Source organism: Ralstonia sp. 24A2, assembly GCF_051783885.1.
In the GTDB taxonomy this organism is placed as follows: Bacteria; Pseudomonadota; Gammaproteobacteria; order Burkholderiales; family Burkholderiaceae; genus Ralstonia.
The window spans coordinates 2,525,984-2,550,687 of the sequence record NZ_JBPVZD010000002.1; the positions used below are offsets into that span (position 1 = coordinate 2,525,984).

Below are 24,704 nucleotides of genomic sequence, written 5' to 3' on the forward strand. Positions count from 1 at the left end.
GCCGGAACAGATTGTGCCTTATGGCAAAATGCGCGGCTTCCCATCGCACTCTCTGGAAGCAATGACCGATTCCGTGTTGCAGAAGATCGTCTCCCGCATTGCCGTCGAACTGGCGGTCAAGCCGCATCAGGTTGCCGCCGCCGTACAACTGCTGGACGAAGGCGCCACCGTGCCCTTCATCGCACGCTACCGCAAGGAAGTGACGGACAACCTGGACGACACGCAACTGCGCAACCTGGAAGAGCGCCTGCTGTACCTGCGTGAGCTGGAAGACCGCCGCGCGGCGATCCTGGCCTCCATTGAAGAGCAAGGCAAGCTGACCGACGCCCTGCGCGGTGCCATCGAGGCCGCCGAGACCAAGCAGGTGCTGGAAGACCTCTACCTGCCCTACAAGCCCAAGCGCCGCACGCGCGCCCAGATTGCCCGCGAATGCGGCCTGGAGCCGCTGGCGCAGGCGCTGCTGGCTGATCCGACGCTCGACCCGCAAGCCGAGGCCGCCAAGTTCGTCAACGGCAACCCGACCGCCGACGGCGGCGTGCCCGACGTGAAGGCCGCGCTGGACGGCGCGCGCGACATCCTCTCCGAGCAATTCGGCGAAACGGCTGAGCTGCTGGGCAAGGTGCGCGAGCACCTGTGGAACCAGGGCCAGGTCTCGTCGACGGTGGTGGAAGGTAAGGAAACCGCCGAGGAAGAGAAATTCCGCGACTACTACGCCTACAGCGAGCCCATCCGCAACGTGCCGTCGCACCGCGCGTTGGCGCTGTTCCGCGGCCGTAATGCGGGAGTGCTGTTCGTCAAGCTTGGCCTGGGCGAAGGACAGGACGCGATGAGCCCGCACCCGTGCGAAACCATGATCGCGCGCCACGTCGGCATTGAGAACAAGGGCCGCGCGGCCGACAAGTGGCTGTCGGACGTTTGCCGCTGGTGCTGGCGCGTCAAGGTACAGCCGCATATCGAGACCGAGTTGCTGACGCAGTTGCGCGAATCGGCCGAAGCCGAAGCCATCAAGATCTTCGGCCGCAACCTGCACGACCTGCTGCTGGCGGCACCCGCGGGCCCCAAGGCGGTGATGGGCGTGGACCCGGGCATCCGTACGGGCTGCAAGATTGCTGTGGTGGACCACACCGGCAAGCTGCTCGAAACCGCCACGATCTATCCGCACGAACCGCGCCGTGACTGGAACGGCTCGCTCGCCACGATGGCGCGTCTGGCCAAGCAGCACAACGTGGCGCTGGTCTCCATCGGCAACGGCACCGCCAGCCGCGAGACCGACAAGCTTGTGCAAGACCTGATGCAGCTCTTGGCCCAATCCGCGCCCGAAGTGAAGCTGACCAAAATTGTGGTGAGCGAAGCCGGCGCGTCGGTGTACTCGGCGTCGGAACTGGCGGCCAAGGAATTCCCAGAGCTGGATGTGTCGCTGCGCGGCGCGGTGTCGATTGCCCGCCGTCTGCAAGACCCGCTGGCAGAGCTGGTGAAGATCGACCCGAAGTCGATCGGCGTCGGCCAGTATCAGCACGACGTGAACCAGCGTGAGCTGGCCCGTGCGCTGGACGCCATCGTCGAGGACTGCGTGAACGCGGTTGGCGTGGACGTGAACACGGCCTCTGCCCCGCTGCTGGCGCGCGTGTCGGGCCTCAACTCGATCCTCGCCAAGAACATCGTCGAATACCGCGACGCCAACGGCGCATTTGCCAACCGCGATGCGCTCAAGAAAGTGCCACGCCTGGGCGACAAGACGTTCGAGCAGGCCGCCGGCTTCTTGCGCATCAATGATGGCGACAACCCGCTCGACCGCTCCTCTGTTCACCCGGAAGCGTACCCGGTGGTCAAGCGCATCCTGGACAGCATCAAGAAGGGCATCGGCGACGTGCTCGGCAACCGTGAAGCACTGCGTGGCCTGACCGCCCGCGACTTCACCGACGAGAAGTTCGGCCTGCCGACCGTGGTCGACATCCTCTCCGAACTGGAAAAGCCCGGCCGCGACCCGCGCCCCGAGTTCAAGACGGCCACGTTCCAGGACGGCGTGGAAGACATCAAGCACCTGCAGCCCGGCATGGTGCTCGAAGGCGTGGTGACGAACGTGGCGGCCTTTGGCGCGTTTATCGACATCGGCGTGCATCAGGATGGTCTGGTGCACGTGTCGGCGCTGTCGACCAAGTTCGTGCGCGACCCGCACGAGGTGGTCAAGCCCGGCCAGATCGTCAAAGTCAAGGTGATGGAGGTGGACGTGAAGCGCAACCGCATTGGCCTGACGATGCGCCTGTCGGACGAACCGGGCCAGACGCCTGCGCGCGCCGGCGGTGGTGATCGCCCGAACGGCGGCGGCAATCGGCAAGGCGGCCAGCAACGCCGCGAGACAGCACCGGCGGGTGGCGCAATGGCAGCAGCCTTCGCCAAGCTCAAGCGCTAAGGCGCATTCCGCTGGCGAGAACCCGCCCGGTCTTCGGACCCGGCGGGTTTTTGTTGGCCGATCTCCAGGCGCGCGGAGTGCGTTACAAGTCCTTACCTGTGTGGAACTTTCCTAACACTCGCGCGTCGGCGGCACGTCTTTTCGGCCCGTTAAGGAGGCACAGGCACACACCGCGCCTGGCACCCACGAGGAGAAACACCATGAAGACGAGCCACACCCTGATCGCTGTTCTGCTTGCTGTTGCTGGTACCGCTGCCTTCGCGCAGACCACGCCGCCCGCTCCTGTGTCGCCGGCCACGCAAGTGCAACAAGACAATCAGCAGATCCGTCAGGACAGCCGTGACATCCGTCACGACAACCGCGATATCCGCCGCGATCGCGCCGACATCGGCAAGGACAAGGCCGCGCTGGCCGACGAACGCGCCGAGCGCAATGCGGCCCAACGCCGCGAAGACCGCGATCTGGCCAATGGCAACGTCAAGGGTGCCGAGTACTGGAACAAGCAGCGCGCGCAAGACCAGCGCCAAGTCAACGCCGATCGCCGCGACCTGCATCAAGACCGCAAAGATCTGCACCACGACATCAAAGATCGCAACCACGACGTGCACGAGCGCAAGGATGAAATCCGCGAGCGCAATCACGCTGCGTCGAAGATGTAACCCCAGCATCGCTGCAAGCAAAACGGCCCGTGCGTCTCTCTCGCACGGGCCGTTTTGTCATTCAGCAATGCAGGTTGTCAGATCTCGACCTTGGTCCCCAGCTCCACCACGCGGTTGGCGGGGATATGGAAGAAGTCCGAAGGCTTGGCGCCGTTCTGATGCATCCATGCGAACAAACGCTCGCGCCACATCGACATGCCCGGCAGCTTGGACGGCACCACCGATTCACGCGCGATGAAGAACGACGTATCCATCAGTTCGCAGCGCGTGCCGATCTGCGGTTGGCCGAGCTCAAGCACGCGGTACACGTCCGGCGTTTCCTTGAAGCCGTATTCGGCGCGGGCGATGTAGATACCGCTGCCCAGATCACGCACGGTCACGCGACGCTTGTCATCCACATACGGAATGTCGCGCGTGACGAAGCTGATGAAGATCACGCGCTCGTGCAGCACACGGTTGTGCTTCAGGTTATGCAGCAGCGACACTGGCACGAAATCGGTATTGCCAGTCAGGAACACAGCCGTGCCTTCCACGCGATGCGGTGGATGGGCCAGCAGGCCCGCCAGGAACGGCTCCAGCGGAATACCGTCTTCCAGGCTGCGCGCACGCAGCAGCTTCTTGCCCTTGTACCAGGTCATCAGCAGGAAGAACACACTAGCACCCAGCATCAGCGGGAACCAGCCGCCGTCACGGATCTTCAGCAGGTTGGCGGCAAAGAACGCCAGGTCAACCACCAGGAAACCCAGACTCACCAGCGTCACCAGCACCGGATTCCAGCGCCACACGTTGCGCATCACCACCGCCGCCAACACCGTGGTGATGACCATCGTGGTCGTCACGGCAATCCCGTAGGCTGCGGCCAGGTTGTCGGACTTCTTGAACGCCAGCACCACACCGATCACCAGGATCAACAGCATCCAGTTCACCACCGGCACGTAGATCTGGCCGATCTCCGCTTCCGACGTGTAGCGGATACGCATGCGCGGTACGAAGCCGAGCTGGATCGCCTGACTGGTCAGCGAGAACGCGCCCGAGATGACGGCCTGCGAGGCGATGACGGTCGCAGCCGCGGCCAGCACCACCATTGGCAATTGCAGGGCTTCGGGGACGGAGCGGTAGAACGGGTTCTCGATCGTGCTCGGATCGGTCAGCATCATGGCGCCCTGGCCGAAGTAGTTCAGCAGCAGGCTCGGCGCCACGATAAAGAACCACCCCCAACGGATCGGGCGCGCGCCAAAGTGGCCCATGTCGGCGTACAGCGCCTCGGCGCCGGTCAGCACCAGAAACACGGAGCCCAGCACGATGAACGCCTGCAGCGCGTGGTCATGCAGGAACGAAATCGCATACATCGGGTTGACGGCCGCCAGAATCTGCGGTGCCTTCACCAGGTTCATCATGCCCAGCGCGGCCAGCGCGGCAAACCACAACAGCATCACCGGCCCGAACAGCTTGCCAACCACCGAGGTGCCGCTGCGCTGGATCAGGAACAGCGCCGTCAGGATCACCAGCGTGATTGGCAGCACGAACGGCGACAGCGCGGGCGCAGCGATCTCCAGGCCTTCCATGGCCGAGAGCACCGAAATGGCCGGCGTGATCACCGCATCGCCGTAGAACATGCAGGCCCCGAAGACGCCGAGCATCATCAGCAGCGACATGCGTTTGGAATTCGGATTGGCCGTGCGTAGCGACAGCGCCATCAGCGCGAGGATGCCGCCTTCGCCGTTGTTGTCGGCGCGCATGACGAACAGCACGTACTTGAGCGACACCACGATCACCATCGCCCAGAACAGCATCGAGATGATGCCGAACACCGCGGCGTTCGAAAACGGAATGCCGTGCTCCGGATTGAACGCTTCTTTGAGCGAGTACAGCGGGCTGGTCCCGATGTCGCCGAACACCACCCCCACGGCACCGATCACCATGGCGCGCAGGTTTACGTTGGTCTTGGGGGGGGCCCCTGCTGCTGTAAGAGCTTGACTCATGAGCTTGGAAATCGGCCGAACCGCTGGCCGCTCAAAAAATAGTGCAATGCACAATGAGGGCGGATTGTACTCCGCGCCCTTCTCACGCCAACCCCTCAAGCGGGCAATCGTTGCCGCGCAGCATCAGGACAAATCCCCCTTGCTATTGACGTTTCAAGGGCAATTACGTCGAGTCACTTCAGCAAACAGTCGTTTGATATTTGCAACGAAAACCGGCGCAAAGCCATGTGCCATGCACCTTGTTGCCGGGTCAGGCATGCTGTACTGCACATAGCCAAACGTAGGACAGCGGCCGACAGTATTTTGTAGGAGAATTACCGACAAAGCAGAATTGCAAACTTCTTTGCCGGTCGCTCCGATGGCTGCACGGCAATCTCCGAACAAGGTCGGGCCTTGCCCTATTCATCCATCCGCATCTGGGGACGCATGCAGACTTCGCTGGCCGCACTGATTGTGTTGCTGGTCGTGGCTGTGGTGCTATTCGCCATTCCGCGCGTAATCCTGCCCTGGACGCAGCCGGCATTCACGCCGCGGCTCGACGCAGCGGTGTGGGCGGACTACACCGGCCCGTACGACGTGGCGGCGGCTGTGGTGGCCATCAGCGCCATCGTCATTTACGTCACTCGGCGTTAGCCGGGGCTCAACGCGCCAGCGCGCGGGCACACTCCGCCACCAGCGACGGGCCGCGATAGATCAAACCGGTATAGAGCTGCACGAGCTGCGCACCCGCGTCGATCTTCTCGCGCGCGTGCTCACCCGCCAGGATGCCGCCCACGCCGATGATCGGCACGGCGTCACCCAGCAAACCACGCAGCGCGCGAATCACTCGCGTCGAACCTTCACGCACCGGCTGGCCCGACAGGCCACCCGCCTCCTCCGCATGAGCCAGGCCGGCCACGGCTTCGCGGCGAATCGTCGTATTGGTAGCGATCACGCCATCCATCTTGTGGCGCAGCAGCGCATCGGCCACGTTGGCGATCTGATCGTCATCAAGGTCCGGCGCGATCTTCAGTGCCACCGGCACATAGCGCTTGTGTTGATCGGCTAGGCGGTTTTGCGCATCGCGCAGGGTGCCCAGCAGGCTGTCCAGTTCGCTTGCGCCCTGGAGTTGACGCAAGTTCTTCGTGTTCGGCGATGAGATGTTCACCGTCACGTAGCTGGCGTGCGGGTACACGCGCTCCAAGCAGTGCAGGTAATCGTCGACAGCGCGTTCGATCGGCGTATCGGCGTTCTTGCCGATGTTCAGGCCGAGCACGCCACCTGCCTCACGCCACTTCGATGCCTTCACGTTATTGATGAACGCATCGACGCCGCCGTTATTGAAACCCATGCGGTTGATCAGTGCGTTCGCAGCCGGCAAGCGGAACATGCGAGGGCGCGGGTTGCCCGGCTGCGCACGCGGCGTAACCGTACCGACCTCGATGAAGCCGAAGCCGAGCGCGCCAAGCGCATCAATATAAGCACCGTCCTTGTCTAGGCCAGCAGCCAGCCCAACTGGATTCGGAAACGTCACACCCATCACCGTGCGAGGTTGCGGCGCAATGCGCGCGCCAATGCAACTGGAGAATCCCATCGCATGCGCCCGCTTGAGCTGGTTCAACGTAAAGTGGTGCGCGTCTTCGGGGTCCATCGAAAACAGCAGCGGGCGGGCAAGCGGGTACAGGGCGTTGAGCACGGTCAGAGTCAGGAGAAGAACGCGAAAGGCCGCATTGTAAACGTGGCGGACGCACTGCCATGCATCGTGTGCGCCGCATTCGAACACCACGATGTTCGATGAGTCTAAGTACCAAGTGCGGATTGACATTGCAGGCACGTCGCATGAGCATCACGCACCACCAAGATGCCGATTGCACGAGAAAGATGTTGCGTCGCCGCAGGGATTTCGATATAGTCTCGTTCTTCGACGGACGCGGGGTGGAGCAGTCTGGCAGCTCGTCGGGCTCATAACCCGAAGGTCGCAGGTTCAAATCCTGCCCCCGCAACCAGCCAGAAGTCGAACGTGTTTTTTACGGACGCGGGGTGGAGCAGTCTGGCAGCTCGTCGGGCTCATAACCCGAAGGTCGCAGGTTCAAATCCTGCCCCCGCAACCAACGACAAAAGTCGAACGGCTCGCTCTAAAACCTGGGCCGAATAAGAAACACTCTAGCAAAGCCCGCACTAGCGGGCTTTTTGCTTTTCTGCGCGCCGCTACAGTCCGCAACTCAGTCGATACCCCGCCCCACACGGGGCCGCATCACCTCGGTGATACACTGAGATATTCCACCTGCCTGAGTGCTCATGGTCCCCATGAAATTCTGTTCCAACTGCGGCCAGCCAGTCGTCTCGCGCATCCCCTCCGGCGACAACCGACTGCGCGACGTTTGCGATCACTGCAATACGATTCACTATGTGAATCCGCGCAACGTGGTCGGCACCGTGCCCGTATGGAACGATCAGGTCTTGCTCTGCAAGCGCGCCATTGAACCGCGTTACGGTTTCTGGACCCTGCCCGCAGGCTTCATGGAGATTGGCGAGACGACCGCACAGGCCGCCGAACGTGAAACGCAGGAAGAAGCCGGCGCCCGCATTGAGATCGGCGAACTGTATTCGGTGCTGAACGTGCCGCACGTGCACCAGGTCCACCTGTTTTACTTGGCCAAGCTGAGCGATCTCGATTTCGCGCCAGGCGAGGAAAGCCTGGAAGTTGCGCTGTTCAATGAAGCCGACATCCCCTGGGACGACCTCGCCTTCCCGACCGTCATCCACACGCTGCGCTGCTTCTTCGCCGACCGCGCTGCAGGCAAACTGACCGACGGCAGCTTCCGCCTCCACACGCTGGACATCTACAAGCCGATGCGCTCGACCACGGTCGACACGCCGGCCACGACGTCGTAATCCAGCCCCAAAATTTTCCCGCATCATGATCGCCTGGCTGGATCCGCACGATCCCTTTCCGCCGGTCGATCGCGCGCTCGGGCCTGAATCTGAAGCGCCCGGGTTACTCGCGGCTAGCGCAGACCTTTCGCCGCAGCGACTGCTGATTGCGTATCGGCAAGGCATCTTCCCGTGGTACGCGCAGGGCCAGCCCGTGCTCTGGTGGAGTACCGACCCACGCATGGTGCTGCGCCCGGAAGACTTCCGCGTATCGGTCACCTTCCGCAAGACGCTGCGCCGCGTGCTCGACAATCCGGCCTGGGAGGTTCGCATCGACCACGCTTTCCGCGAAACCATGGTCGACTGTGCTACTACCGCACGCCCTGGCCAGCACGGCACGTGGATCACCGAAGACGTGATCCAGGCTTACACCGCCCTGCACCGCCGCGGCTATGCCCATAGCGTTGAAACCTGGTATGCCGGCAAGCGCGTCGGCGGCCTGTATGGCGTGGCGTTGGGCCGCATGTTCTACGGTGAATCCATGTTCGCCCACCGCACTGACGCCTCGAAAATCGCGCTGGCGGCGCTCTGCGCCTTTCTCGGCGGCCAGGGCGTCGCGATGATAGACTGCCAGCAGGAGACTGAACATCTGGCGTCACTGGGAGGAGCCCCGGTGCCGCGCGCAGCGTTTCTCGCGCATGTGCGGGAAACGGCCAACGCGCCGGCCATCGTTCCGTGGCACTTCGACAAATCCGTGCTTCGTCGATGGACCGTGCGCAATGAGCAAGCTTAAGGAACTTCCTCTCTCGGCATTGCAGTTCTATGCCACCGCGCCTTACGCATGCAGCTATCTGGATGGCCGCTTGGCGCGCTCACAGGTCGCCACGCCGGCGCACCTGATCAACGCGGACGTCTACTCGAAGCTCGTGCGCGCCGGATTTCGGCGCAGCGGCATCTTCACGTATCGCCCCCACTGTGACGACTGCCATGCGTGCACGCCCTGTCGCGTCGTGGTCGATCAGTTTTCGCCTTCGCGCACGCAACGTCGCGCGGCAGAGCGCCATCAGTCGCTCGAGGCGTTGGTCGCCCCGCTCACCTATGTCGAAGAGCACTACCAGCTCTACCTGCTGTACCAATCCGTCCGCCACGCAGGCGGCGGCATGGACCACGACAGCCGCGACCAATACGAGCAGTTCCTGCTGCAAAGCCGGGTGAATTCACGTCTGGTGGAGTTTCGCGAGCCGCCCGAATCGCCATCGGCGGGCAAGCTGCGTATGGTGAGCATGATTGACGTACTGGAAGACGGCCTGTCGTCCGTCTACACCTTCTACGATCCGATGGAGCCCAAGGCGAGCTACGGAACGTACAACGTGCTCTGGCAGATCGCCCAGGCGCAGGCGCTGGATCTGCCCTATGTCTACCTCGGCTACTGGATCGAACAGAGCCGCAAGATGGCCTACAAGGCCTTGTTCCAGCCGCTGGAGCTGCTGGTCAATGGGGAGTGGCGGCGGTTTGAGGACGCGGCCTCAGTCAATACTCAGCCAGACTGACAAGCTGCGGCGCAATGCTATAGCTGATCGGCTAGCGGGTTGCTATAAAGACGCTTTCTCGTCATAGATGAACATATGCGTCTTCTAACGCGCTATATCGCCTGTGCAATGCTGGCAGCATCGGCGGCCGGCTGTGTCGGCTCCACATGCTCACTGGGGCAGACTGAGCCCTGCAAGTTCTATCCCGCGCCGCCGAGTTCAGGCGCTGCCAAATGAGCCTTACCGCGAAGTCCGCTCGATCCCGGCATCTATCACGCCGTATGCGCTGATGTTGGAGCTCTGGCTGTATTGCTCGCGCGAGGTCGAGCATCCGGCCAGCGCGGCACCAACACAAACCAACCCTGTCGCCCACAGCACGGCACGCTTCCATCCAATCATTCGGTTCATAGCGTCAGTTCCTCTCAAGGCGTGGCCGTAAGCCGCTCGGCCAACACCGTGTTGTATGCGCGGACCATCCCTGGGATCAGGAATACGTCCACCAGCACCCACAGTCCGCCGATGACGGCCAGCACCCAGCCGGCCGTATTGCTCATATCGCGAAACGCCAGCCAGGTCCCGCCAATATTGGCAAGCGCCTGCGCGATGCCGCTACCCGGTCGCTTCACATAGAAGCGATGCGCCCCCAGAAAGCCCAGCAGGAACCACCAGAGGTATGCGACGCCCGCAGTCTTCTTCTGGGCGTCGTACAGCATGATTTCGCGGGCAGTTTCGTTCATGGGGTCGGCAAACGTGAGGGTTTCCGGTCAGACAGCAGCGCCGCCCCCGCGTTCCATGTCGCGTATCGATTACATGCTGGCGAGCTTGGCCTCGGCCTTGTCGACCCACAGGCGCATCTCGGCGAACAGCGAAGCGGGCGAGAACGAGCAGCTCTCCTCGCCAAAGGAGACGGCCATGTCCAGCCGTTGCAACAGCGAACGGCGCACCTGATCGTACGCAGGCGGCAACATGGCCAGCGGTGCAAGCACGGCCTCATCACGCCAATGCTTGAGCAGGCGTGGCAGGTCGGGCGATTGCACGTGACGGTCCAGCGCGTCACGCAACGTTTGCAGGGATTCAGTAGCGGTCATGCGCGTGCTCTCTTTTCGCGGTACAGCTCACGGAAGGTTTTGCCAGCGGGGGCCGGCATGTCTCGCGTATCGGTCCAGCCTTTGCCGACCGGCAGCGAATGAATCAGTTTCTTGTCGCCGCCCATCCAGCGCAGCACGCGCGCCGCAACCCACGTACCCGCCGAATACAGCGCCGGGCGCCGCGCCATGAAGCCCCACATGCGCAGACCAAGACGCTCGGACTGCGGGCGCAGTTCGCGCTCCATCTGCTTCTCGCGCAACGTGCGCAGCAGGTCCGACAGCGGAATCGATGCCGGGCAGACGCGATTGCACTCACCGCACAGCGTGGCGGCCTGCGGCAGATCCAGCGCATTCGACAAGCCAACGTAGCTCGGCGTCAACACGCTGCCCATCGGCCCCGGATACACCCAGCCATACGCATGGCCGCCGATCTTCTGGTAGACCGGGCAATGGTTCATACATGCGCCGCACCGGATACAGCGCAGCATCTCCTGGAACTCACCGCCGATCAGGCCGCTGCGCCCGCCATCGACGATCACGAAATACATGTGCTCGGGGCCGTCTTTCTCGCCGGGTGCACGCGGGCCCGTCAGCAGCGAAAAGTAGTTCGAGATGGCCTGCCCCGTGGCCGAGCGCGGCAGCAGGCGCATGACGGTCGCAAGGTCTTCAAGCGTCGGCAGCACCTTCTCGATGCCCGTCACGGCGACATGCACGCGCGGCATGATCGTGCACATGCCTTCGTTACCTTCGTTGGTGACAACGGCCACCGAGCCCGTCTCGGCAATGATGAAGTTGCCGCCCGTCACGCCCATGTCGGCCGACAGGAACTCGGGTCGCAGCACTTCACGCGCCTCGCGGGTCATCTCCGGAATGTCGGTCAGGCGCGGCTTGTTGTGCGTCTTGGCAAAGAGATCGGCGATCTCTTCCTTATCCTTGTGCACCACCGGCGCGATGATGTGCGACGGTGGCTCGCTGTCGTTGATCTGGAGGATGTATTCGCCCAGATCGGTCTCGATGCTCTGCACGCCCATCTCGCCGAGCACCTGGTTCAGGCGCATCTCTTCGGTCACCATCGACTTGCTCTTGATGACCTTCTTGACCTCGTGCTTGCGGGCGATCTCGGCGACCAGGCGTGCGGCATCGGCCGTCGTCTCGGCAAAGAGCACCTTGGCGCCGCGGCGCGTGGCCTCTGCTTCGAACGTGGCGAGCCACACGTCGAGGTTCTCGAGCGCGCGATTGCGGCGTTCTTTCAACGCTTCACGGGTGGCCGGGAAATCGATTTCCTGGATGGCCGCTGCGCGCGCGGTGACGAACTTCGTCGAAAGCTTGGTGAGATTCTGCTGCAGGCGCTTATCGGCGAGCTTCTGCCCGGCGCGCGCCTTGAATTCCATGCTGCGGACTTGCATGCGATTGCGTCTCCGTCGTGTTCGTAGCTCAGGCGTCGCCGGCCAGGACCTGTGCGATATGCAGCACGCGCGTTTTCGTGTCACCGGTGCGGCGCAGACGGCCTTCGATGTTGAGCATGCAACCCACATCACCGAGCACCACGGCGTCAGCGCCGCTGGCCTTAATGTTGGCGCACTTCTCGTCAGCAATGGCGGTGGAAATATCCCCGTACTTGATCGAGAACGTGCCGCCAAAGCCGCAACACGCCTCGCACGCCGGCATCTCGGTCAGTTGCACACCGGGTAGTTTTCCGAGCAGCTCGCGCGGCTGCGTCTTCACACCCAGTTCGCGCAGGCCCGAGCAGGAATCGTGATACGTCACGTGGCCCTTGAACTCGGAATCGAGCGATTCGATACGCGCGACGTTGACAAGGAAATCGGTCAGCTCGTGCACGCGGGGGGCCAGGCGCTCGTAACGGCCGGCAAGCTCCGGATCATCGCGAAAGAGATCGGCATAACCCTTGCGGATCATGCCGCCGCACGAGCCGGACGGGATGACCACGTAGTCGAATTGCTCGAATTCCTTGAGCGTTTTTTCGGCCAGATCGCGCGCCAGCGGGCGATCGCCTGAGTTATAGGCCGGCTGGCCGCAGCAGGTCTGCGCGGGCGGCACCACCACGTCGTAACCGGCTTTCTCCAGCAGCTTGAGCACCGAAAAACCGATGTCGGGCCGCATCAGATCGACCAGGCAAGTGACGAACAGGCCTACGCGCATGGGGAGTCTCGTGTGTTCTCGGAAGCCGTCATTATGCGCCCGACGCCCAGCCAGCGCGGGTTTTCAGGCAGTGAACTTCTTCATGCCGCTCGTGAGTGCGCTTCACGATGCCCTCGCAAGCACAACGCTAGAGCCACCGAGAATGCCCTCGAAAATACTCGGAATCACGTATCAGGATGGTGCGTATTTTCACATCGTGGGATAAAATTTTGCATCGCATTCGCACCCCATCCCTGCACCCATGGCAGAAGCAGACAAGGACCCCGGCAAGACGTCCATCCAGGTCATCGAACGTATGATGATGTTGCTTGACGCACTGGCCGAGCATGCCGACCCGGTCAGTCTGAAGGCGCTGTCCGCCAGCACCGGCCTGCACCCGTCCACCGCCCACCGCATCCTGAACGACATGGTCGCTTGCCGCTTTGTCGATCGCTCCGACCCCGGCAGCTATCGCCTCGGTATGCGCCTGCTGGAGCTCGGCAACCTAGTCAAGGCACGCCTATCGGTACGCGAGGCTGCGCTGACGCCCATGCGCGCGCTGCACCGCCTGACTGGCCAGACCGTCAACCTCTCCGTGCGCCAGGGCGATGAGATCGTCTATATCGAGCGTGCGTATTCCGAACGCTCGGGCATGCAAGTCGTGCGCGCCATCGGTGGCCGTGCGCCACTGCACCTGACGTCGGTCGGCAAGCTGTTCCTGGCCGCGGATGAGATCGGCCGCGTGCGTGCCTATGCCACGCGCACAGGCCTGTCGGGCCACACCCGCACGTCGATCACCGATCTGCCCAAGCTTGAGCGTGAACTGAACTGGGTACGCACCAACGGCTACGCACGTGACAACGAAGAGTTGGAACTCGGCGTGCGCTGTATCGCTGCCGGCATCTATGACGACTCACGCCGGCTGGTGGCAGGCCTGTCGCTGTCCGCACCGGCAGACCGCCTGCAGGACAGCTGGCTCGACAACCTCAAGGACACCGCCCTGCAGATCTCGAAGGGCATGGGCTACACGTACGACGAGGAACCGGTGCGCGCGGAATGAGCGCCGGTTTTACCCAACAAAAAAGCGCGTCATCGAACGCGCTTTTTTGTTGGGAGGATCAGACTGCGACTCAGGCGCCGTGCTGCTCCGAAGCCAGCACCGTTGCCGGTTGTTGGGTCGACACCGGAATATTGCGCAGCGGTGCAGCAGCTTGCGTAGCTGCCTCGACATGCGGATTGCGCTCCAGCCAGTTGCGCACACGCGTAGCATCTGCAAAGCGCGTCAGGTTGCCGGCCGAATCCAGGAACACCATCACCACATTGCGGCCATGCACATTGGCCTGCATCACCAGGCAGCGGCCTGCTTCGTTGATGAAGCCAGTCTTCTGCAGGCCGATGTCCCACTCGCCGCCACGCACCAGACGGTTGGTATTCACGTAGTGCAGCGTGCGGCCGTTCGCATTGACGGTGTGCTCGGTCGTGGTCGTGAACTGGCGGATGGTCGGCACCTTGTAAGCCGCGATCACGATCTTGGCGAGATCCTGTGCGCTGGAAACATTGCTGCTCGACAGGCCATTCGAATCGACATAGTGCGTGTCGTTCATGCCCAGTTCATGCGCCTTGCGGTTCATGGCGGCCACGAATGCCGGGCGGCCACCCGGATAGCTGCGGCCCAGCGCCGAGGCAGCGCGGTTCTCCGACGACATCAGCGCCAGCAGCAGCAGATCTTCACGCGTGAGCATCGTGCCGAAGCGCAAACGCGAGCCGGTGTTGCGCTCGTAATCGCGATCGTCATCGGTGATCTCAAGCAACTCGTCCATCGGTTGGTGCGCTTCGGTCACGACCAGCGCGGTCATCAGCTTGGTGATCGAGGCGATCGGCAGCACAGCGGCCGAATTCTTCTGGAACAGGACTTCACCGGTGTTCTGATCCATCACCAGCGCGACCGACGAACGCAGCGCCAGCGCATCCGGCGTGGAACGCAGGCCCATCGCTTCGCCCAGCGTCGGGCTGGCCGGCACAAAGGAAGCACGCACCGGGCGAGCACCACGCTCAACCACGATCACGCGGCGCTTGCCCTTGACGGTCACGACCTTGCGGACTTTGGTGGCGGCAGCGTCATCGCTGCTGGCTGCCGCGACCTTGGCGCTGGCTTTCTTGCTGGCGACAGTCTTGCCTTTGGATTTGGCTTTCTTGCTGGCGGCGGGCTTTTTGTCGGCGGTGGCAGCGTGGGCCACAGAGGCGACGGAAACGGCGGCGAGCGCGACGGTCATCAGCGAAGCTAGGCCGAGACGTCGGAAAAATGAGGAAACAGACCGTGACATGATTCGATCACCCGCGCGTGAGATGGCGCAAGTGTAGGCAAAAACAAAATTCTTAGCAAGATGAAGGACTTAGCTCACAGCCTTAAAGTTTGACCTCTGGAGCCTTATCATTCAGACATCATTTCGACGCAATTCCCTGCCAAAGCAGGCCACAATTTGCGAAGAAAGTTGCGCATAGGGCACTTTCTGAGTATCGCGTCAAAACGTATTGCGAAGGCCCTGGAGAGAGCACTTCATCCCGCTCGAATTCCCACCCGAATGGTGACAATCACGGTTTACAACGTCGCCCAACACTTCCTCACAATGCGCCCGCGCTCACACGCCGACTGCATGATGAAAGTCTAACGACGCATCGACCAAATCTGTTGACATAATTCAACGACTTTTTGGCCTCTATTCGCCCCTTGCACGAAGATGTGCGCGAATCGATGCGTGATAACGACGTCAGTCGAAGAACCGAGTGAAGGCGGAGACAGGTGCACGCTCGGTGACGAGCGTGTTTTCGATGGCAGACCGGTCTGCATACCCCATCGACATACCGCACACGACCATTTCCTCATCAGGCAACGCCAGGTGCGCTTTGATGATGCGATGGAATTGCGTGAAAGCCGCTTGCGGACACGTGTCGATACCGCGTGCGCGCGCCGCCACCATCACGGCCTCAAGGAACATCCCGTAGTCGAGCCAGCTGCCCTGCTCCATCACGCGATCGATGCTGAAGATGAGGCCGATCGGCGCATCGAAGAAACGGAAATTGCGCGCGTGCTGCGCGTGCATGCGCGCCTTCTCTGCGCGGCCGATACCGAGCAAGCCATAGAGATCCCAGCCCACCTTGCGGCGGCGGCTTTGATACGGATCGACCCATGTGCGCGGGTAGTACGGATACTCCTCGCGGTGCAGCGTATCGACTTCCGGATGATCGAACGCCGCCAACACGGATTCCGACAGACGCGCCTTCGACTCGCCCGTCAGCACGTAGACCTTCCATGGCTGCGTATTGCTGCCCGACGGCGCGCGGCGTGCCACATCCAGAATCGCTTCGATATCTTCACGCGCGACAGGTTTGGGCAGGAACGCGCGAATCGAGCGGCGCGAAGTGATGGCTTGGTCGACAAGATCGACCTCGGCGGAGTTGGGGCGTCGATCGTTCATGGCGAGGCGGATCACTCAGGCAGTGACGTTGGCGGCCAACGGTTCCAGCACGGCGCGCAACGCATCCGGCAACAATACTGGGCGACGCGTCTCACGATCCACGTAGACGTGCACGAAATGCCCTTGCGCCGCAACCTCATGCGCATCTCCACGAAACAGTCCCACCTCATAACGCACGCTGGTATTGCCCAGGCGCGCAACGCGCAGGCCGGCGACCACCGGGTCGGGGAACGACAGCGGCGCGAAGTAGTTGCACTGCGTTTCGATGACGAGGCCGATGGTGTCGCTGCGCTCGGGGTTCAGCACGCCCTGCTCGATCAGGTAGGCATTCACCACCGTATCGAAGTAGCTGTAGTAGACGACGTTGTTGACGTGACCGTAGACGTCGTTGTCCATCCAGCGCGTGGTGATGGTGTGGAAGTGGCGGTAGTCGTCGCGCGTCTGTCGGGGCGTGCTCATGCTGGTGTGCACTCGGGAGATTGGAAAACTACGAGGATACGCCAGCCGCTTTCAAGCGGTCACTTGCGGATCACCAACGCCACACCGCACGCGGCGATCACCATGCCCAACGCGGCCAGCGGCGGAAAGCGCTCGCCGAAGAGCGCCCAGGCCATCACCGCAGTCGTTGGCGGCGTCAGGTACAGCAAAGACGTCACCTTGGTCGCCGCACCCCTGCGGATCAGCACGAACAGCAGCGAGATTGCACCGATGGACAGCGCCAGCACCGACCACACCAGCGAGCCGATCATCTGCGCTGTCCAGTGCACCTCGCGCGTCTCGAACAGGAGCATGAACGGCAGACACAGCAACGCCGACGCGCCGAACTGAATGCATGCCCCCATGCGCAGATCAAACACCGGGCAATGGCGCTTCTGATACAACGTGCCGATCGTGATCGACAGGAGCGCGCCCACGCACAGCGCCAGCGTCGTCACGCCCACGCCGGCCAGATGCAGCTTGTTCGCGACCACCAGCCCCACCCCGGTGATACCGCACAGCAGGCCCAGCCACTGGCGCCCCGTTACACGCTCACCACGCATGGATACGTACAACGCCGTGAGGATCGGCTGCATGCCGACAATCAGCGCCGTCATGCCCGCTGGCATCCCCAGCTTGACGGCCGCCCACACGCCGGCCAGATAGCCCCACTGCATCAACACCCCCGCCACAGCGAGGTGGCCGATGATTGCCCAGTCGACGTCATGCGTGCCCGCGCGACGCGGCAGCGGCACGCGCGCCAGCAACACAAGGGGCAGTAGGCACGCCAACACCCCCACAAAACGCAGGAAGAGGAACGTGATCGGCTCGGCGTACGGCATCCCGTACTTGGCCACGATAAAGCCCGTGCTCCAGATCAACACGAACAGCCACGGCATCGCGGCCACGAACAGGGAATCGCGGGCCAGCGCAGGCGTGGCGGAATACGCTTGGGTCATGCGGAAAGCGGAAGAGAGATCCTTGCGGCGGCAGCCTCGTCGCGAGCCGCCCAACGTTGTGCATGCCGGGCGGCCAGCGCAATGGTCTGCGCGTGGACAGCCACGGTGTCTTCGATATTGTTGCCGTAGCCGCCCGCCATGGTAACGGCAATGGGAATCCGTCGCTGGTACGCAAAATCGAATACCTGCCGGTCGCGTGCGGCCAGCCCGGCCATCGTCAATTTGAGCCTGCCCAGGCGATCACCTTCGTGCGGATCGGCGCCGGCCAGATAGATGATCAGGCGCGGCTTGAAATGCCCCGCCAGGATGTCGAGCGCGCCGGTCAGCGCTTCCAGATAGTCATGATCGCCGCAGCCGTCATGCAGGCCAACGTCTAGGTCGGACGCTTCCTTGCGGAACGGGTAGTTCTTCTCACCGTGTACCGACAGCGTGAACACCGAGGCATCGTCACGCAGGATCGACGCGGTGCCGTTGCCTTGGTGTACGTCCAGATCAACGATGGCGACGGGAAATTCGGCGGGCGTCCTGCCCGGCTGACGCTGCATCCAACGCGAAGCGATGGCTGCGTCGTTGAAGACACAAAAGCCCGCGCCCTTGTCCGCATAAGCGTGATGCGTGCCGCCTGCCAAGTTGACGGCAATGCCGTCTGCCATGGCGGCTTCACACGCTGCCATGGTGGCGCCTGCGGATCGGCGACTACGCTCCACCATCTCAGGCGACCACGGGAAACCGATTTCGCGCTGACGCGCCGGATCAAGCTGGCCGGCGCTCACCGCCTCGACATAATCGGGCACATGGGCCAGCAGCAAGGCCTGATCGTCGGCGCGTGGAGCTTCACGCATATCCAACCCCGGCACTTCCGTCAGCACCCGCTCGCGCAGCTCACTGTATTTACGCATCGGAAACCGGTGGCCGGGAGGCAGCGGCAGCACAAAATGATCGGTGTAGAACGCCCGCATGAGAGATCACAAGTAATTGCAGCGCAACAGAATTGGCGAACGGACGCATCCTAACCTAGGCTGCGACAGTATGTTTTTTGAGACGGAATTGCCGCCAGAGACACGGGAGCAACTTCGTCGCGCACCACAAATGCGCATTCTTCTGCCACAAAAAGTTATGCCAAACGGTTTGTCGCGCAATTCCTGTGCACGAAAAATCAGCCGATTCTGATTTTTGTGCGATGCACAAAAGCTGCTTGACACTGGTTTGACGTTCAACAACAATGGAATTGTTGCGATGCACCATCCCTAAGCCATCGCGATGTCGCCTGGAAGGCCCGACGCAGACCGTCATGCTTTGTACATCTGGGCGATCTAAATTTTGAATTTGATTCCCCGTCCACCTTGCATTGGAGAGACAACATGCTGACTCAGGAACAGATCGCTGCGGCGCACAAGGCCAACCTGGAAACCTTCTTTGGCCTGACCAACAAGGCATTTGAAGGCGTCGAGAAACTGGTCGAGCTGAACCTGCAAGTCGTCAAGGCTACCCTGGCCGAAAACGTCGAGCACGCTAAGAAGGCCCTGACCGCCAAAGACGCGCAAGAACTGCTGTCGGTACAAACCGCTGCCGTTCAGCCGCTGGCCGAAAAGGTTCTGGCTTACAGCCGTCACCTGTACGAAATCGCTTCGGACACGCAAACCGAATTCAGCAAGGCTGCTGAATCGCAAATCGCTGAAAACAGCCGCAAGCTGCAAGCGCTGGTCGACAACGTGTCGAAGAACGCTCCGGCTGGTTCGGAATCGGCTGTTGCCCTGGTGAAGTCGGCACTGTCGGCTGCCAACAACGCGTACGACTCGGTGCAAAAGGCCACCAAGCAGGCTGTGGAACTGGCTGAAAGCAACTTCCACGCTGCTGCCAACGCTGCCAGCAAGGCAACCGCCCAGGCTTCGGCTCAAGCGCGCGCTGCCACCAGCAAGAAGACCACGACCGCTGCCTAATCGGTCTTAGTTTTCTGCTCAAGCGGGCCTCCTTCGGGAGGCCCGTTTTGTTTGGGCCATCGAACCAATCTTCCAAACGCGTCGTTTGCGTGCATTTGCGCGGAACCGAAACGCACGCCCGGCAGTCAATTCCACTGTGTTCGTTGGATTGTCTCCTCGGTACCGCCAGAGAAAACCTGTCCTCAGTGGTGATCAGTGGGTACCTTTGACCCGGCTTCGGCCGGGTTTTTTGTGTGCGCACAAACCGTCACGGCGCTTCAAACTGCGAACTTTGTGAGCAACCGGTGCTCCATCCTATATTGCGGATTGCCGCCCCAGCCCCACGCCGATGTCCCGCGAATCCCTGGCCAAACGTAGCCTGATCTTCCTGGCCGCACTCATCCTGCTGTTTGAAGAATGGATCTGGAACGCCATGCTGTGGGTTACTGCCCGGCTGGCAACACACCCATGGGTGCAGGCGGCAGAACGGCGCTTGGCCGCGCTTGAGCCGATCGAAGCCCTCTGCGCGTTCGTCCTGCCAATGCTGGCGTTGCTGCCGTTTAAGCTGGCTGCCGTCTACGTGCTCGCGCGTGGCAAATTTATCGCCGGGACGCTGGTGCTGATATTGGCAAAGGCTGTCAGCACGGCGCTCGGTGCCCGCATCTACATGGTGGTTCGGCCGCAGTTGCATACGATCGGCTGGTATGCACGTTGGGAAGCCGCCTTCCTGGCCTGGAAGCAGCGCATGGTTACCGCCTTGCGCGCCAGCCCAACCTGGCAAGCGCTGCAGGCACGCGTCAGCATTTGGCGAACCCATCGACGCGGGCTGGTACGCTTGGCTTGGCGCCGACTGACCGCTGCGTTGCGCCTGCTGCGCCGGAACCGTCGCCCTGCTCAACCTCGCCACTGAGGCAGCAGAGCAGTAAAAAAGGGCCGCTCGGTTGAGCGGCCCTCTTCATTGCCAGCCAGTTTTCAGGGTTTATCTGAAAATCTGTCGGTTAATTGCATTTCATCGCTTGCGAGCCGGCGGCACATCCGTGCAAACGCCTTCATAGATCTCGGCCGCCATGCCCACCGATTCACCCAGCGTCGGGTGCGGGTGGATGGTCTTGCCGATATCCACGGCGTCAGCGCCCATCTCGATGGCCAGGCAAATCTCGCTGATGAGGTCGCCCGCATGCGTGCCGACAATGCCACCGCCGATGATGCGATGCGTTTCCTCATCGAAGATGACCTTGGTGAAGCCCTCGTCTCGGCCGTTGGCGATCGCGCGGCCCGAAGCGGCCCACGGGAACACGCCCTTGCCGTACTTGATGCCCTGCGCCTTGCACTGGTCTTCGGTCAGGCCGGCCCAGGCCACTTCCGGATCGGTAAAGGCCACCGACGGAATCTGCTTGGCATCGAAGTACGCCTTCTCACCGTGTGCGGCTTCTGCCGCCACGTGACCTTCGTGCACGGCCTTGTGCGCCAGCATCGGCTGACCGACGATGTCGCCGATCGCGTAGATGTGCGACACATTCGTGCGCTGCTGCTTGTCCACGTCGATGAAGCCGCGGTCGGTCACGGCCACGCCGGCCTTCTCGGCGCCGATACGCTTGCCGTTCGGGCTACGGCCCACGGCCACCAGCACCATGTCGTAGCGCTGCGGCTCGGCCGGTGCGGCCTCGCCTTCGAACTTGACGTAGATACCGTCAGGCTTGGCTTCGACACCCACCGTCTTGGTCTTGAGCATGACCTTGTCGAAACGGCCCTTGTTCATCTTGTCCCACACCTTGACGAGGTCGCGGTCGGCGCCATTCATCAGGCTGTCGAGCATTTCCACCACGTCGATGCGTGCGCCCAGCGTGCTGTACACCGTGGCCATTTCCAGACCGATGATGCCGCCGCCGATGACCAGCATCTTGGCCGGCACCTCGCGCAGCTCCAGCGCGCCGGTCGAATCGACGATGCGCGGATCTTCCGGAATGAACGGCAGCTTCACCGATTCGCTGCCCGCCGCGATGATCGCCTTGGCGAAGCGGATGACCTTCTTCTCGCCGGTGGTCGCCTTGCCGGCGCCATCGGTGAGCTGGACTTCCAGATGGTTCGGATCCAGGAACGTACCGACGCCGCGCACGACCTGCACCTTGCGTGCCTTGGCCATGCCGGCCAGGCCGCCGGTCAGCTTGCCGATCACGGATTCCTTGTGCTTGCGCAGTTGGTTGATATCAACCTTCGGCTCGCTGTAGACGATGCCGTGTGCGGCCATCGCCTTGACTTCTTCCATCACGGCGGCGGTATGCAGCAGCGCCTTCGACGGGATGCAACCCACGTTCAGGCAGACACCGCCCAGCGTGGAGAAGCGCTCGACCAGCACGGTGTTCATGCCCAGATCCGCGCTGCGGAACGCGGCCGAGTAACCGCCGGGGCCGGAGCCCAGGACGAGCATGTCGCATTCGATATCGGCGCCACCAGCGTGCTTGGCCGCTTGCGGTGCGGGGGTCGATGCTGCCGGAGCGGCAGCAGGTGCGGCGGCCGGAGCCGGGGCTTGCGCAGGCGCGGGAGCCGCAGCGGCTGCACCAGCTTCCGCCGTGGCAATCACCGTGCCTTGGCTGACCTTGTCGCCCACCTTGATCTTGACTTCGACAATCTTGCCGGCCACATCCGACGGCACATCCATGGTGGCCTTGTCGGTTTCCAGCGTGATCAGCGCCTGATCGACGGTGACGGCATCGCCCGCCTTCACCATCACTTCAATGACGTCCACGTCTTTGTAGTCGCCGATATCCGGCACCTTGATTTCCACCACGCTCATTCCTGACTCCTTGTTCTTGTCGTCGGCTGCAGGCACTCGCCTCGGCCGCCGACGCTTTCAATCCTGCAGACGTACTGTGTGCACTTCGATCGGGCCGCCGGAACTCTTGTCGAACTCCACGCCCGCGGACACGCCCACCTGCGCGACATCCGCCGCCGTCTTGCCGGGCATATCGAACACCGCCGACATCGCCCCCAGCGCGAAATTGCGCCCCGAGCCAATGCCCCAGAAACGGTCGAACGAGAACACCTCGCGGTACGAATAGACGCCGTAGATGCCGGTTGCGTTGGCGATCAGGCAGGTGATCTGCGACGACTCATAAGGGTCGTCGTCATCTTCCTTGGTGTTGACGAAATACTCATCCTTGAGCTTTTCGTGCACCTTGAGGAAGGTCCGGAAGACGTCGTCGCGCGTGCCCAGTCGGCACTCATCTGCCAATCCCGTCAGCAGACTGCGCATGACCGGAAAGTGAGCCGTCGTACCCGCCAGCGCGATCAGCGAATCGCCCACCTGGAAGATTTTCTGGTTCTGCTCGTAGCCGCGCGCCAAGCGCGTATCACCAAACGTCACCAGAGAATCGGCTGCGATTGCCACCTCGCCGTCTTTCTTGACTACCACGCACGTTGTCATGTCGTCCTCGCCAAAAGTCAGCCGACCGGGCCGGCACGCTCAGGCTCGAAGCCAGATGCGTGCCGTGCCCGTACAGGCTTACAGGCTGACGCGGCGGAAGTCCGCCAGCACGCTGGCCAGATACGCGTTGAAGCGAGCAGCTTCCGCGCCGTCGATCACGCGGTGATCGTACGACAGCGACAGCGGCAGCGTCAGACGCGGCACGAACTGCTTGCCGTCCCAAACGGGCTTCTGATAACCGCGCGACAGACCCAGGATGGCCACTTCCGGCGCATTGATGATCGGCGTGAAGTTCGTACCGCCGATGCCGCCCAGTGACGAGATCGAGAAGCAGCCGCCCTGCATCTGGTCCGGCTTGAGCTTGCCGTCACGCGCAGCCTTCGACAACTCAGCCATTTCCTTGGCGATATCGACCAGACCCTTCTTGTCCGCATCGCGGATCACCGGCACCACCAGCCCATTGGGCGTATCAGCCGCGAAGCCGATGTGGAAGTACTGCTTGAAGACCAGGTTGTCGCCGTCCAGGCTGGCGTTGAAGGTCGGGAACTTCTTCAGTGCGCCGACCACGGCCTTGATCACGAATGCCAGCATCGTGAACTTCACGCCGGCCTTTTCGTTTTCCTTGTTCAGCGTCACGCGCAGGGCTTCGAGCTCGGTGATGTCCGCTTCGTCGTTGTTCGTGACATGCGGGATCATGACCCAGTTGCGATGCAGGTTCGCGCCCGAGATCTTCTTGATGCGCGACAGCGGCTTCGGATCGACCGGACCGAACTTGGTGAAGTCCACCTTCGGCCACGGCAGCAGGTTCAGCTCGCCGCCGCCAGCCGGGGCGCCTGCAGCAGCCTTGCCCGGCGCTGCGGCCTGGCCTGACATCACGCCCTTGACGTAGCGCTGCACGTCTTCCTGCGTAATGCGGTTCTTCGGGCCCGTACCGCCGACGAGGTTGACGTTCACGCCCAGGTCACGGGCGTACTTGCGCACTGACGGGCTGGCGTGGGCAGCCTTGCCCACCGTGCCGACCGTGTCAGCGGTGTACGTGGCAGGTGCTGCCGCCGAAGCGGCGGCGGGGGCCGCGGCAGGTGCCGGGCTCGGTGCAGCGGCAGCCGGTGCAGGCGCCGGAGCTTGTGCGGGTGCCGGCGCAGCGGCAGCACCGCCAGCGCCTTCCAGCACGACGATCAGCGTGCCTTGCGACACGGCATCGCCGACCTTCACGCGGATTTCCTTGACGATACCTGCAGCCGGCGACGGCACATCCATCGTGGCCTTGTCCGATTCGAGCGTAATCAGCGACTGCTCGGCTTCCACCTTGTCGCCCACCTTCACGCTGATCTCGATGACGGGCACGTCGGTGTAGTCGCCGATGTCCGGGACCTTCACTTCCACCGTGCCGCCACCAGCTGCTGCCGGCGCGGGAGCCGGAGCTTGTGCAGCCGGTGCGGGTGCCGGCGCTGCAGCGGCCGGAGCCGGAGCGGCAGCAGCCGCAGCGCCCTGCTCTTCGAGCAGCAGCACCAGCGAGCCTTCCGACACGGTGTCACCCACCTTGATCTTCACTTCCTTGACGACGCCGCTCTTGGGCGACGGCACGTCCATCGTCGCCTTGTCCGACTCCAGCGTGACCAGCGAATCCTCGGCATTGACGGTATCGCCCGCCTTGACCAGCACTTCGATCACCGGGACGTCTTTGTAGTCGCCGATGTCCGGCACCTTGATTTCTACGACTTGACTCATTCTTCTGTCTCCAGAGGGTCTGGCGGCGGGTGCGTCCGGCGTGGGCACAAACTGCTCCGCA

Annotated in this window: 24 protein-coding genes and 2 tRNA genes; 11 read left to right on the plus strand and 15 right to left on the minus strand. The window is 62.5% G+C overall.

Annotation, left to right across the window (positions count from 1 at the left end; genetic code table 11):
* Positions 1-61 precede the first annotated feature (61 nt).
* Entirely contained in the window at positions 62-2,410 is a 2,349-nt protein-coding gene (locus tag ACS13N_RS16630; protein WP_438932657.1) for a Tex family protein, read from the plus strand.
* A gap of 200 nt (positions 2,411-2,610) precedes the next feature.
* Positions 2,611-3,069: a hypothetical protein gene (locus ACS13N_RS16635; RefSeq protein WP_438932658.1), complete on the plus strand. Its 459-nt coding sequence runs from the start codon at positions 2,611-2,613 to the stop codon at positions 3,067-3,069.
* A 77-nt stretch (positions 3,070-3,146) separates the two neighbouring features.
* On the opposite strand, the gene ACS13N_RS16640 is transcribed toward ACS13N_RS16635, so the two are convergent.
* Positions 3,147-5,051: a potassium transporter Kup gene (locus tag ACS13N_RS16640; protein WP_438932659.1), complete on the minus strand. Its 1,905-nt coding sequence runs from the start codon at positions 5,049-5,051 to the stop codon at positions 3,147-3,149.
* 393 nt (positions 5,052-5,444) lie between these two features.
* On the opposite strand from ACS13N_RS16640, the gene ACS13N_RS16645 reads away from it, so the two are divergent.
* Positions 5,445-5,684: a hypothetical protein gene (locus ACS13N_RS16645; RefSeq protein ID WP_438932660.1), complete on the plus strand. Its 240-nt coding sequence runs from the start codon at positions 5,445-5,447 to the stop codon at positions 5,682-5,684.
* 7 nt (positions 5,685-5,691) lie between these two features.
* Here ACS13N_RS16645 and ACS13N_RS16650 read toward each other — a convergent pair whose 3' ends face one another.
* On the minus strand, positions 5,692-6,726 hold the full coding sequence (locus ACS13N_RS16650) for a quinone-dependent dihydroorotate dehydrogenase (RefSeq protein ID WP_438932661.1): 1,035 nt from the start codon (positions 6,724-6,726) through the stop codon (positions 5,692-5,694).
* Between the two features lie 233 nt (positions 6,727-6,959).
* Between ACS13N_RS16650 and ACS13N_RS16655 the strand changes: the two genes are divergently transcribed.
* The 5 genes from ACS13N_RS16655 (at position 6,960) to ACS13N_RS16675 (ending at position 9,454) form a co-directional block, all read left to right on the plus strand.
* Positions 6,960-7,036: transfer RNA gene (locus tag ACS13N_RS16655), tRNA-Met, on the plus strand.
* Positions 7,037-7,064: 28 nt separating this feature from the next.
* Positions 7,065-7,141 (plus strand) — tRNA-Met (locus ACS13N_RS16660).
* Positions 7,142-7,337: 196 nt separating this feature from the next.
* Positions 7,338-7,925, plus strand: coding sequence for an NUDIX hydrolase (locus ACS13N_RS16665; RefSeq protein WP_438932662.1), 588 nt, complete (start codon positions 7,338-7,340; stop codon positions 7,923-7,925).
* 25 nt (positions 7,926-7,950) lie between these two features.
* Positions 7,951-8,697, plus strand: coding sequence for a leucyl/phenylalanyl-tRNA--protein transferase (gene aat / locus ACS13N_RS16670; RefSeq protein ID WP_438932663.1), 747 nt, complete (start codon positions 7,951-7,953; stop codon positions 8,695-8,697).
* Positions 8,684-9,454: an arginyltransferase gene (locus ACS13N_RS16675; protein ID WP_438932664.1), complete on the plus strand. Its 771-nt coding sequence runs from the start codon at positions 8,684-8,686 to the stop codon at positions 9,452-9,454. Before aat ends, ACS13N_RS16675 begins: the two co-directional genes overlap by 14 nt.
* A gap of 219 nt (positions 9,455-9,673) precedes the next feature.
* Here the strand turns inward: ACS13N_RS16675 and ACS13N_RS16680 are convergent, their stop codons facing one another.
* The 5 genes from ACS13N_RS16680 to ACS13N_RS16700 all read right to left on the minus strand — a co-directional run bounded on the left by ACS13N_RS16680 (position 9,674) and on the right by ACS13N_RS16700 (position 12,681).
* On the minus strand, positions 9,674-9,841 hold the full coding sequence (locus tag ACS13N_RS16680; protein WP_438932665.1) for a hypothetical protein: 168 nt from the start codon (positions 9,839-9,841) through the stop codon (positions 9,674-9,676).
* A 14-nt stretch (positions 9,842-9,855) separates the two neighbouring features.
* A complete protein-coding gene (locus tag ACS13N_RS16685) occupies positions 9,856-10,170 on the minus strand; it encodes a TM2 domain-containing protein (RefSeq protein ID WP_438932666.1) in 315 nt (104 codons plus the stop codon).
* A gap of 69 nt (positions 10,171-10,239) precedes the next feature.
* Positions 10,240-10,521, minus strand: coding sequence for a hypothetical protein (locus tag ACS13N_RS16690; RefSeq protein ID WP_438932667.1), 282 nt, complete (start codon positions 10,519-10,521; stop codon positions 10,240-10,242).
* Positions 10,518-11,927, minus strand: coding sequence for a LutB/LldF family L-lactate oxidation iron-sulfur protein (locus ACS13N_RS16695; protein ID WP_438932668.1), 1,410 nt, complete (start codon positions 11,925-11,927; stop codon positions 10,518-10,520). Before ACS13N_RS16695 ends, ACS13N_RS16690 begins: the two co-directional genes overlap by 4 nt.
* A gap of 28 nt (positions 11,928-11,955) precedes the next feature.
* Positions 11,956-12,681 carry a (Fe-S)-binding protein gene (locus ACS13N_RS16700; protein WP_438932669.1) on the minus strand — a complete coding sequence of 242 codons (726 nt, stop codon included), beginning with the start codon at positions 12,679-12,681 and terminating at the stop codon, positions 11,956-11,958.
* A 241-nt stretch (positions 12,682-12,922) separates the two neighbouring features.
* On the opposite strand from ACS13N_RS16700, the gene ACS13N_RS16705 reads away from it, so the two are divergent.
* Positions 12,923-13,720 (plus strand): IclR family transcriptional regulator, encoded by a 798-nt coding sequence (locus ACS13N_RS16705; RefSeq protein WP_039597466.1) that lies wholly within the window; start codon positions 12,923-12,925, stop codon positions 13,718-13,720.
* A 70-nt stretch (positions 13,721-13,790) separates the two neighbouring features.
* Here ACS13N_RS16705 and pbpG read toward each other — a convergent pair whose 3' ends face one another.
* From pbpG to ACS13N_RS16730, 5 genes are all read right to left on the minus strand, one after another.
* Positions 13,791-14,984 (minus strand): D-alanyl-D-alanine endopeptidase, encoded by a 1,194-nt coding sequence (gene pbpG / locus ACS13N_RS16710; protein WP_438932670.1) that lies wholly within the window; start codon positions 14,982-14,984, stop codon positions 13,791-13,793.
* 444 nt (positions 14,985-15,428) lie between these two features.
* Complete coding sequence (locus ACS13N_RS16715; protein ID WP_438932671.1) at positions 15,429-16,136, minus strand: nitroreductase; 708 nt, start codon at positions 16,134-16,136, stop codon at positions 15,429-15,431.
* Between the two features lie 15 nt (positions 16,137-16,151).
* Positions 16,152-16,595 (minus strand): acyl-CoA thioesterase, encoded by a 444-nt coding sequence (locus ACS13N_RS16720; protein WP_438932672.1) that lies wholly within the window; start codon positions 16,593-16,595, stop codon positions 16,152-16,154.
* Positions 16,596-16,654: 59 nt separating this feature from the next.
* Positions 16,655-17,572 carry a DMT family transporter gene (locus ACS13N_RS16725; protein ID WP_438932673.1) on the minus strand — a complete coding sequence of 306 codons (918 nt, stop codon included), beginning with the start codon at positions 17,570-17,572 and terminating at the stop codon, positions 16,655-16,657.
* Positions 17,569-18,531, minus strand: coding sequence for a histone deacetylase family protein (locus tag ACS13N_RS16730; RefSeq protein WP_438932674.1), 963 nt, complete (start codon positions 18,529-18,531; stop codon positions 17,569-17,571). Before ACS13N_RS16730 ends, ACS13N_RS16725 begins: the two co-directional genes overlap by 4 nt.
* 402 nt (positions 18,532-18,933) lie before the next feature.
* Here ACS13N_RS16730 and ACS13N_RS16735 point away from each other — a divergent pair, with 402 nt between their 5' ends.
* Together ACS13N_RS16735 and ACS13N_RS16740 are read left to right on the plus strand one after the other, a co-directional pair.
* A complete protein-coding gene (locus tag ACS13N_RS16735) occupies positions 18,934-19,512 on the plus strand; it encodes a phasin family protein (RefSeq protein WP_021194645.1) in 579 nt (192 codons plus the stop codon).
* Positions 19,513-19,840: 328 nt separating this feature from the next.
* Entirely contained in the window at positions 19,841-20,401 is a 561-nt protein-coding gene (locus tag ACS13N_RS16740) for a hypothetical protein (RefSeq protein WP_438932675.1), read from the plus strand.
* A gap of 99 nt (positions 20,402-20,500) precedes the next feature.
* On the opposite strand, the gene lpdA is transcribed toward ACS13N_RS16740, so the two are convergent.
* The 3 genes from lpdA to aceF all read right to left on the minus strand — a co-directional run bounded on the left by lpdA (position 20,501) and on the right by aceF (position 24,643).
* Positions 20,501-22,285, minus strand: a complete 1,785-nt coding sequence (lpdA, locus tag ACS13N_RS16745; RefSeq protein ID WP_438932676.1) for a dihydrolipoyl dehydrogenase — start codon at positions 22,283-22,285, stop codon at positions 20,501-20,503.
* A gap of 57 nt (positions 22,286-22,342) precedes the next feature.
* Entirely contained in the window at positions 22,343-22,915 is a 573-nt protein-coding gene (locus ACS13N_RS16750) for an MFS transporter (protein WP_048932532.1), read from the minus strand.
* Between the two features lie 78 nt (positions 22,916-22,993).
* The gene (gene aceF / locus ACS13N_RS16755; RefSeq protein WP_438932677.1) at positions 22,994-24,643 is read right to left on the minus strand and encodes a dihydrolipoyllysine-residue acetyltransferase; all 1,650 of its coding nucleotides are present in this window, start codon (positions 24,641-24,643) and stop codon (positions 22,994-22,996) included.
* Positions 24,644-24,704: the final 61 nt, after the last annotated feature.